The 9,734-nt window shown below is 32.8% G+C and carries 8 protein-coding genes and 1 other RNA gene; 5 read left to right on the top strand and 4 right to left on the bottom strand.

Going from position 1 to position 9,734, the window contains the following annotated elements; translation table 11 throughout:
- Positions 1-62 precede the first annotated feature (62 nt).
- Entirely contained in the window at positions 63-1,745 is a 1,683-nt protein-coding gene (locus ABEB18_RS14195; protein WP_348799970.1) for a response regulator, read from the top strand.
- 61 nt (positions 1,746-1,806) lie between these two features.
- Here the strand turns inward: ABEB18_RS14195 and ABEB18_RS14190 are convergent, their stop codons facing one another.
- A complete protein-coding gene (locus tag ABEB18_RS14190) occupies positions 1,807-3,054 on the bottom strand; it encodes a DEAD/DEAH box helicase (RefSeq protein ID WP_348799969.1) in 1,248 nt (415 codons plus the stop codon).
- Between the two features lie 101 nt (positions 3,055-3,155).
- Positions 3,156-4,196 (bottom strand): formimidoylglutamase, encoded by a 1,041-nt coding sequence (locus tag ABEB18_RS14185; protein WP_348799968.1) that lies wholly within the window; start codon positions 4,194-4,196, stop codon positions 3,156-3,158.
- A gap of 85 nt (positions 4,197-4,281) precedes the next feature.
- On the opposite strand from ABEB18_RS14185, the gene ABEB18_RS14180 reads away from it, so the two are divergent.
- Entirely contained in the window at positions 4,282-5,157 is an 876-nt protein-coding gene (locus ABEB18_RS14180) for a DUF8428 domain-containing protein (protein ID WP_348799967.1), read from the top strand.
- 67 nt (positions 5,158-5,224) lie between these two features.
- Here ABEB18_RS14180 and hutI read toward each other — a convergent pair whose 3' ends face one another.
- Positions 5,225-6,466, bottom strand: coding sequence for an imidazolonepropionase (hutI, locus tag ABEB18_RS14175; protein ID WP_348799966.1), 1,242 nt, complete (start codon positions 6,464-6,466; stop codon positions 5,225-5,227).
- Positions 6,467-6,566: 100 nt separating this feature from the next.
- Positions 6,567-7,616 carry a glutaminyl-peptide cyclotransferase gene (locus tag ABEB18_RS14170; RefSeq protein WP_348799965.1) on the bottom strand — a complete coding sequence of 350 codons (1,050 nt, stop codon included), beginning with the start codon at positions 7,614-7,616 and terminating at the stop codon, positions 6,567-6,569.
- Between the two features lie 87 nt (positions 7,617-7,703).
- Between ABEB18_RS14170 and ffs the strand changes: the two genes are divergently transcribed.
- The 3 genes from ffs (at position 7,704) to fsa (ending at position 9,638) form a co-directional block, all read left to right on the top strand.
- An RNA gene (ffs, locus tag ABEB18_RS14165) (signal recognition particle sRNA small type) lies at positions 7,704-7,801 on the top strand.
- Positions 7,802-7,963: 162 nt separating this feature from the next.
- On the top strand, positions 7,964-8,767 hold the full coding sequence (locus ABEB18_RS14160) for an SDR family oxidoreductase (RefSeq protein WP_348799964.1): 804 nt from the start codon (positions 7,964-7,966) through the stop codon (positions 8,765-8,767).
- Between the two features lie 214 nt (positions 8,768-8,981).
- On the top strand, positions 8,982-9,638 hold the full coding sequence (gene fsa / locus ABEB18_RS14155) for a fructose-6-phosphate aldolase (RefSeq protein ID WP_348799963.1): 657 nt from the start codon (positions 8,982-8,984) through the stop codon (positions 9,636-9,638).
- The last annotated feature ends 96 nt before the right edge of the window (positions 9,639-9,734 follow it).

The following is a 9,734-nucleotide window of genomic DNA, read 5'->3' as shown; positions in this document are numbered from 1 at the left end:
AACTGAATATGTTCATAATCCCTGCTTTTTGAGCGCTAATATACTAAAAATATTAGGTGTGTTTGCGGAGAATCAGAAATAATTATTATAAAAACCATCATGATAAATCTGTAATTATTATTGTGAATATGCTCAATGGTATGTTCTTTAATTTTAAAAACGAGAATGAAAAAGCAGATTTTTATTTTAATGAGGCAATTCGTTTAGGAAACGAACTAAAAGAAAAATCTGATTTGTCTTATGCCCATCTAGAATATTCTAAACTTTTATTAAAACAAAAAAAATATAAAGAAGCCTATGAAAATTTAGAAATTTACACGAATCTGAATGAAGAAATCTATTCTGAAGAAAAATTAGAAAAAGCCAATGTTCAAGGTATAAATTTCGAATTGGATGAGTATAAAAGAACCATTGATAAAATTGAAATTGAGAAGAATTTACAATTTCAAAGTTTAAAAAAATCCCGAATAATCGTTTTACTTTTTGTTATTGCCATCTTTGTACTGCTGTTATTTCTGATCTCATTAATTCGAAATAATAAATTTAGAACAAAAGCAAATGCTGATTTGTTAGTTGCCAACGAAGAATTATTAATTGCCAATAAGAAAGCAGAAGAATCGGCAATGCTAAAAACCCAATTTGTATCGACCATTAGTCATGAATTAAGAACTCCATTGTATGGAGTTGTGGGTATTGCCGACTTACTTTTGGAAGAACACAAAGAGCTGGCAAAAAGTCCACATTTGAATTCTTTGAAGTTTTCGGCTCGCTATCTTTTATCATTGGTGAATGATATTTTACAAATAAATAAAATTGAAGAGAATAAAATTGTTTTGGAAAAATTGGTTTTTAATCTGACGGATGAATTTCAGATGATTAAGGATTCGTTGTCTTTTATTGCCAAAAAAAACAATAATAAAATCTATATTGATGTCGATCCACGTATTCCAGTAAGTTTAATTGGTGACAAACTTCGTTTCGCTCAAATATTGATGAATTTGGTGAGTAACGCCTTAAAATTCACCAAAAATGGTAAAATTGATATTATTGCTAAGCAAAAAAATGTAGCGGGTGATATTCATACAATTGAAATAAAAATCATAGATAATGGTATTGGTATTGATGTTTTAGATCAAAATAGAATTTTCGATAAATTTGTACAGGTCGGACGAAAAGATCTTGATTATCAAGGAACAGGTCTAGGATTAGCTATTGTGAAACGACTACTGGAACTTTTTGGTAGTCAAATTAAAGTAGAGAGTGAGTTGGGGAACGGAACAGCTTTTATTTTTAATATTAATTTTGAAAGTAATATTGTAAAAGTAGATGATATAATCAGTAATATTGATGTGGATTTGAGTTCTAATCTGATCTATAAAGTTTTGGTTGTTGAAGATAATCGTATCAATCAATTGATTACCAAAAAGACAATCGAAAGAAATAATTATTATTGTAAAGTAGTTGATGATGGTTTTCAAGCCTTAACGATTTTAGAAACCGAAAGCTTCGATGTTATTTTAATGGATATTAATATGCCACTAATGAATGGTTTTGAAACCACTAGAAGAATTAGAGAAAAAGGAATTCAAATTCCGATTATAGCGTTAACCGCTTTTGATAAGAATGAAATTACAGATGAAGCTTTGATGTCAGGGATGAATGATATAATTGTAAAACCATTCGAATCTGTTCAGTTGTTCAAAGTGATTCAGGATCTTGTCTCGAAAGTAAGAATGTCTGTATAAGAAAAAACCATTTTTTAATAGTTAAAAAATGGTTTTTAAAAAATTGGGTAAGTCGCTTTTACTAATACCAGCGCTTTTTATTTTGTTTGGATGCTGTAGATTTTCTAGATTTATGAGCGCCACCGCTTCGATTGGAATTTTTAGGTTTTTCAGTCGTATTCGGACTTCCTGAATGCCACGGATATGGATGGTCATTTATGGTTTTAACCTCTACTTTTATTAGCCTTTGAATGTCTTTCCAGTAATCTTTTTCATCTTTACTACAAAAAGAAATTGCAATTCCGCCATTTCCAGCACGTCCCGTTCTTCCAATTCGATGAACGTAGGTTTCCGGAATGTTTGGTAAATCAAAATTGATGACAAACGGTAATTGGTCTATGTCTATTCCGCGTGCAGCAATATCTGTAGCTACTAGGATATTGACTTCTTTGTTTTTAAAAGCATCCAAAACTCGCTGCCTTGCGTTTTGAGATTTATCTCCATGAATAGCCTCGGCCGCAATTTCTTTTTTTCGCAACGCTTTTACAACATTATCAGCTCCGTGTTTGGTTCTTGAAAAAACTAAAACATTAGATAAATTTTCGCTTTTTATCAAGTGATAAAGGAGATTTCTTTTTTCGCCTTTCTCAACAAAATAGATACGCTGTTCAACTTTTTCTGCTGTTGAAGATACTGGCGAAACTGTTACTGATTCTGGATCGGTAAGAAACATTTCGGCTAATTCTCTAATGACAATTGGCATGGTTGCAGAAAAGAAAAGAGTTTGTCTGTTTTTTGGAGTCAACTTTACAATTTTTTTGACATCGTTTACAAAACCCATATCCAACATCTGGTCAGCTTCGTCTAATACCAAAGTATGTAAATGATTCAGGTCTATAAAGCCTTGCTTATGTAAGTCTAATAAACGTCCTGGTGTAGCAATAAGGATATCCACCCCGTTTTTTAAAGCTTCTACTTGAGGATTTTGAGAAACTCCACCAAAAATAGTTAATTGTGTTAGGTTGGTGTATTTGCCATAGGTATCAAAACTTTGTCCAATTTGTACGGCCAATTCCCTAGTAGGGGTTACTATTAATGCTCGTACTACTTTTTTCTTTTTTGATGAACCAACTAAGCGATGCAATTGGTGTATAATTGGAATAGCAAATGCTGCTGTCTTTCCGGTTCCTGTTTGGGCACAGCCTACTAAATCTTTTCCTGCTAATACGATAGGAATAGATTGTGCCTGAATAGGGGTAGCTTCTGTATAGCCTTCTTCAAATACAGCTCTTTGAATACTTTTTGAAAGTGATAAATCTTCGAATAACATATCTTTATATTAAAATATCTTGTGTTGAGTACATAGATAAGTTTGCAAAGATAGTGTTATTATTTTGGAAGAAAATTAATTTGAAATGAAGTAATTGTGTTTTATAGCGAGATAGAATTGTTAGATTTCATAAAGTCGGTTACCAAATAACCAATGAGTTTGCCAATTAAATGATTGTTTTTTTCTTCTCCTAATTCAGGTGCTCCTTCGCAAATATGTAAATAAGTAGCATTTTTATTTTTTGCAAAAAAAGAAACAAATTGGCGAAGTTCTTCAATAGAGAATCCGCTTGGTGTCATTGCGCTACTGGCAATATTCGGAATAGCATCTAGGTCTATTTCTATACCAAAAGGATCATTTTTAATGAAATCAAGAGCAATAATCATTTCGTCTTGAAATTTCTTTTCCTTTCTAATATTTACGCTGTCATAAGTATTGTAACGAACACGATCTTCAATTTTTTTGATGATATCCAATACGCTTTTTGAAGTGTAATTTTCATGAAGTCCAAAAATGAAATATTTTTTTAAAAAACCTTCCTCAAAGGCGTATGAAAATCCATTGCCACTATGACGACCTTCTAAAATTCTAAAATCGGAATGTGCATCAAAATTTACGGCATTTACAGCCTTGCCTTTTGCCAAAGCGGCTCCTTTTATATTTCCGTATGAATTATTGTGTCCGCCACCAATTACAATTGGTATTTTTCCAGCTTGGATTATTTTACAAATAATATGGGAAACTTCTTTGTCGATTTTTTCGACAAGTTGGCTCAATTTAGAACGGTCATCGATATCATAAAAATCAAGATTTTCGGCTTCCTTTATTTCAGACTTTAAATTCAGATGTCCCAAAACAATGATTTGATTTCCTTTTGAAAAACGATTGTGCTGAATGTTGGCTATACTGGATATGGCACTTTTCCATGCCGAAGCTGCTCCAGGTCTTCCGTAATTAGCTCGAACACCAATATCTTCCGGAATACCAAATATCACAAATTTTGCTTCACTTTTTTTTATAAAACCAAACGGTTCTACATCATTTGGAACAGTAATTATTTTTTCGCCAAATTTAATTTCACCACTTCGATGATTGGTTATTTTGGCTAGATCGTTAACACTGAATGTAATAAGTTTTTCCATAAAAAAATATTTTCCAAAAATAATATAATTGTGTTAAGTTGCGTTATAGATAATAGTAAATTTGTAAAAACAATCATTTTTTAACATGGAAAATCAAAAAAACAATTCAAGTCTAAAAGCTGTAATAGCGGTATTGGCTATTTTATTAGTTGGTAGTTTAGTTTATATTTTTAAAATGTCATCAGAAGTTGATACCATTCAAACCGAAATCGTAAAAGTAGGTTCGGAAAAAGAATCTGTAATGAAAGATTTGCAAGATCTTAAAGCGACTTATGATGCTGCAATTGCAGAAAACACCTCGATGTCTGAAGAATTATTACAAGAAAGAGATAAAGTGGTTAATTTGATGGATGAGCTTAAAAAATCTAACGGAGATGTATCGAAATACAGAAATCAAGTTAGATCATTGCAAAATAACATGAAACAATTGATGGCTGAAAACGAAGGCTTGAAAAAACAAAATGTTACTTTGACTCACCAACGCGATAGTACAGTTGTTGTTTTGGGTGAAGCTCAAAAATTCAATGAAGTTTTGGTTGGTCAAAACGAAGAATTATCTAAAACAGTTGAAAAAGGTGGAAAATTATCAGTTTTGAATCTTCAAACAGCTGCTTATAAATTAAAAAGTTCTGGTAAAGAAATAGCAACAGACAAAGCGAGTAGAGCAAATGTTCTTAAAATTAGTTTTACAATCGCCGAAAACTCTATTGCAAAATCTGGAGACAAAGACTATTATGTTCAAGTAATTGATAGTAAAAACAATGTTTTGGGTGAAGCAAAAACTATTACTTTTGGAGAAAAAGTATTGAGTTATAGCTTTATTTCAAGTGTGAAATATGAAAACAAAACGGTTCAGGTTTCTCAAGATTTAGCAGGTAAAGATTTTGAAAAAGGATTGTATGCAGTAAACGTTTTTGATAAAGATCAATTGGTTTCAACTACTAATTTTTCTTTAAGATAATTGTATATAAAATTTAAAAAGAGCGATATTCGAAATTCGAGTATCGCTCTTTTTTTTGCAATAAAAATTATTGGTTGATGATTTTTCCGTTTAATATCACGGTATGAATTAGATTACTTCCAAATGCATATGGTAATTGGTAATAAGAAGGGATCTTTTGGGTGATGATTAAATTTGCTTTTTTTCCTTTGGTGATGCTCCCATGTGAGTTTGAAATACCCATTGCATAAGCACCGTTAAGTGTAGCAGCATTTATTGCTTCTTCAGGAGTCATTTTCATTTTGATACAGGCAGTTGCAACCACAAAATTCATATTCCCTGATGGAGTAGTGCCAGGGTTGAAATCTGTGGCCAATGCTAAAGGAAGTCCTTCACCAATCATTTTTCGGGCTGGAGTATAAGGGATGCTTATAAAATAAGAGCATGAAGGCAAGGCAACTGGCATTGTTTCGGTGTTTTTTAATGCTTCTATGTCTTCTGGATTCATAATTTCAAGATGATCGACCGAAAGAGCGTTGTTTTTTACACTCATTTGAATACCTCCGATAGAATTGAATTGATTGACATGAATTTTGGGTTTTAAACCTAATAGAATTCCGGCTTGTATGATTTTCTCGGTATCTTCAACAGAAAAATAACCCGTTTCGCAAAAAGCATCAATAAAATCAGCTAAATTTTCTTTTGCAATTTCGGGAAGCATTTCGTTGATGATGCGATCGATATAACCGTTTTTATTTTCCTTAAATTCGAGAGGAAAGGCATGAGCTCCTAAAAAAGTGGCCTTTATGGTTATGGGGTAGTTTTGTGCCAATTGCTGAATTACACGTAGCATTTTGAGTTCTCCCTCAACCGTTAGTCCGTATCCTGATTTGATTTCGACTGCACCCGTTCCTAACTGAATGACTTCTTCAAGTCTTGCTTTAGATTGATTGTAAATCTCTTCAATAGAAGTTTCGTTTAGTTTTTTAGCAGAATTCAATATTCCGCCACCACGATTGGCGATCTCTTCATAAGACAATCCCTTGATGCGATCGACAAATTCTTGTTCGCGATTCCCAGCATATACGATGTGGGTGTGGCTGTCGCACCAAGAAGGTAACACCATTTTTCCTGTAGCATCAATAATTTTATCAGCATTGATTTCTGGAAGACTTTCCATGTCTCCAAAATCTACAATCAAATCGTTTTGTAGAACTAAAAAAGCGTCTTTAATTGTTGGTAAAACCGCCATTTCGGCACCAGCAACTTTTAAAACAGAAGCATCCCGAACTTGTAATAGCTCTTTTATATTTGTAATGAGAGTTGTCATTATATAAATGTAATGAAATTAAAAACACGAACTCTACAAATAGTCACTTGGTAATTCGTGAAATCTGTGAAATTCGTGTTTTGTATTATTCTTTTTTTATTTATTCCGAAATCGTGATTTCGAATATCTTATCCCAGTTTTTGCCTGTTATAAAAATTGTTTTGGTTTTTGGATTATAGGCGATACCGTTTAAAACATCAGTTGGGTTAACATTTATAAGTTTTCGTAATCCTGACATATCCAGAATTGCTTCTACAGCCCCTGAATTTGGATTGATAATGGCAATGGCATCTTTTTCGAAAATATTTGCAAAGAATTTTCCATTGATTAATTCGAGTTCGTTTACTGCTTTTATTTTAGATTCGCCTGAATATACATTAATGTAATCGATCAGTTTTTGATTATTTGGATCCATTTTCCAAATTTTTTCAGTTCCATCCGAATGGTAAATGTATTTTCCGTCATTGGTCATTCCCCAACCTTCAATATCTTTGTCGTAAGTAAACGTTTTTTCGAGTTTAAATGTTTTGGCATCATATATAAAACCTGTTTTTTCTTGCCAAGTAAGTTGGAAAATTTTTCCGTTGATGAACGTGATTCCTTCTCCAAAATATTCGTTTGAAAGATCTACTTGTTTGATAACTTTTCCAGTTTTGTAATCAATTTGTCTGAAATAAGAATCCCCTTTTTGTCCAGTGCTTTCAAACAATACATCCTCATAAAACTCTAAACCTTCTGTAAATGAGGCTGTGTCATGTGGGTAGGTGTTTATGATTTTGTATTTTAATAATTTAGGAGTAACATTTGATACTAACTCAATTCTTTTGGTCGCATCAGATGATTCTGAATCGTAATAAACAGTTGCTTTTAAGTGTTGGTATCCTAGTTTTTGTTGTTTTAATTCAAAATTAAATTTTTCAGAACCTTTTGTACTTCCCACTTTTTTGTCGTTAACAAAGTAATTGATGCTGTCAATTTCTTTAGAATTTGGATTTAAAACAGCAATAGAAACGGACTCTGTAGCTGTAAAATGGGCAGGAAAAGCAGAATCATCAATAGTAAATAAAGAATTTTCACCTTTTTTGGTATCACCACATCCTATTAATGAAATACCTAATAAAATGGTAATTAATATGTTATGTTTTTTCATGATTTAAGTTTTAAAAAGACCAATATACAACGTTATTTTTTTAGTGCAAAGTGCTTGCGAAAATATAAAAAGGTTGTACATTTGCACCGGCAAGTCCTACACGACCAGCTCCTGCAGACTCCCCCAGGATGGGAACATAGCAAGGGTACGTGGTTGAGCGGTGCGATGTAGGTCGCTTGCCATTTTTTATATATAAATTCAAAATTATACAAATACAGTCTTCCTTAGGGGAGATTTTTTTATTTTTGGAGGTTTCTAAAAAAAATGTGCTTTTTTCGTTTAAAGTTATTTGAAAGTCTAATGAATTAGTCTAACAACTTTAAACCTTAAACTTTTAAACTTACACTATGAGTAAAGTTGTTTTGATTACTGGAGGATCATCAGGAATTGGGAAATCTATTGGTGAACATTTACATCAAAAAGGTTTCGTAGTTTACGGAACGAGTAGAAATCCTGAGAAAGTGCTGAATTCTGTTTTTCCGCTTGTGGCTCTGGATGTTCGAAATGTAGAATCAATTAAAGCTGCTGTTGCTAAAATTATAGAAATTTCTGGAAGGTTAGATGTTGTGATTAATAATGCAGGTGTCGGGATTACCGGTCCCTTGGAAGAAATTCCGATGGAAGAAATCAAGAATAACTTTGAAACTAATTTTTTTGGACCGATTGAGGTAATGAAATCGGTTTTACCACAAATGCGAAAGCAAAAAGCGGGTTTGATTATCAATATTACGTCGATTGCGGGGTATATGGGATTACCTTATAGAAGTGTCTATTCGGCATCAAAGGGAGCTTTGGAGTTGGTTACAGAAGCTTTGAGAATGGAAGTAAAACAATTTGGAATTGAGATTACGAATGTTGCCCCAGGAGATTTTGCTACGAATATTGCTTCTGGGCGTTTTCATTCGCCTGTTGTAAAAGGTTCGGCTTACGAAAAAGTTTACGGAGACACACTTGCTACAATGAATGAACATGTTGATGGGGGAAGTAATCCGAATGAAATGGCCGAAGCTGTTTATAAAATCATACAGAATAAAAGACCTAATGTTCATTATAAAGTTGGGGCTTTTATGCAGAAGTTTTCTATTGTTTTGAAACGTGCACTTCCTGATAAAGTTTATGAGAAAATGTTAATGAATCATTATAAATTATAAAAGGTGTGTTAATTATTGATTTCAGTATTTAAATCACAAATTGATTTTGTTTTTGAAATTGTTATTGATATTGATTTTGTAATTTTGCATCAAATTTGCGTGAGGGGGTGAAGCGGCATCCTTTTTGTTTTTTCTTTAAAAACAAAAAGATACAGCGGAACACCCGACCCTTGGGGCACGCCCAAATTATGAACACAATTAAATAAATATAATTATGAAATTTTTTATTGATACAGCTAATTTAGCTCAGATTAAAGAAGCGCAGGCATTAGGTGTTTTGGATGGTGTAACGACTAATCCGTCATTGATGGCGAAAGAGGGAATTACAGGGAAAAACAACATTTTGAAACATTATGTTGACATCTGTAATTTGGTTACTGGAGATGTAAGTGCAGAGGTTAATGCTTTGGATTTTGAGGGAATGGTTAAAGAAGGAGAGGAATTGGCTGATTTGCACGAGCAAATTGTTGTGAAGTTACCGATGACAAAAGCGGGTGTAATGGCAGCAAAATATTTCTCAGATAAAGGAATTAAAACTAATGTAACTCTTGTTTTTTCTGCTGGTCAAGCGTTATTAGCAGCTAAAGCTGGTGCAACTTATGTTTCTCCTTTTGTGGGACGTTTGGATGATATTTCGACTGATGGTTTGAATTTGATTCAAGAAATTAGAGAGATTTATGATAATTATGGTTACGAAACTGAGATTTTAGCAGCTTCTGTTCGTCATACAATGCATATTGTAAACTGTGCAAAAATTGGTGCAGATGTTATGACAGGGCCTCTATCTGCAATTGAAGGATTATTAAAACATCCTTTGACTGATATTGGATTGGCTCAGTTTATTGCTGATTTCGAGAAAGGAAATAAATAGAAATATTCAGATAGCAGAATTTAGTATTCAGTATGCTATTGAATTGCATAAAAAATCCCATTCATTGAATGGGATTTTTGTTTTACAGTTACTGTG

This window comes from Flavobacterium adhaerens (assembly GCF_040045115.1).
GTDB lineage: Bacteria > Bacteroidota > Bacteroidia > Flavobacteriales > Flavobacteriaceae > Flavobacterium > Flavobacterium adhaerens.
The sequence above is the reverse complement of the archived record's forward strand: the minus strand, read 5'-3'. Positions and strand labels throughout refer to the sequence as shown.

What these genes read in the sequence shown, in the direction of transcription:
- ABEB18_RS14185 (WP_348799968.1), bottom strand. Translation starts at nt 4,196, where the DNA reads ATGGAAAAACTTATTACATTCAGTGTTAACGATCTAGCCAAAATAACC.
- fsa (WP_348799963.1), top strand. Translation starts at nt 8,982, where the DNA reads ATGAAATTTTTTATTGATACAGCTAATTTAGCTCAGATTAAAGAAGCG.
- hutI (WP_348799966.1), bottom strand. Translation starts at nt 6,466, where the DNA reads ATGACAACTCTCATTACAAATATAAAAGAGCTATTACAAGTTCGGGAT.
- ABEB18_RS14180 (WP_348799967.1), top strand. Translation starts at nt 4,282, where the DNA reads ATGGAAAATCAAAAAAACAATTCAAGTCTAAAAGCTGTAATAGCGGTA.
- ABEB18_RS14160 (WP_348799964.1), top strand. Translation starts at nt 7,964, where the DNA reads ATGAGTAAAGTTGTTTTGATTACTGGAGGATCATCAGGAATTGGGAAA.
- ABEB18_RS14170 (WP_348799965.1), bottom strand. Translation starts at nt 7,616, where the DNA reads ATGAAAAAACATAACATATTAATTACCATTTTATTAGGTATTTCATTA.
- ABEB18_RS14190 (WP_348799969.1), bottom strand. Translation starts at nt 3,054, where the DNA reads ATGTTATTCGAAGATTTATCACTTTCAAAAAGTATTCAAAGAGCTGTA.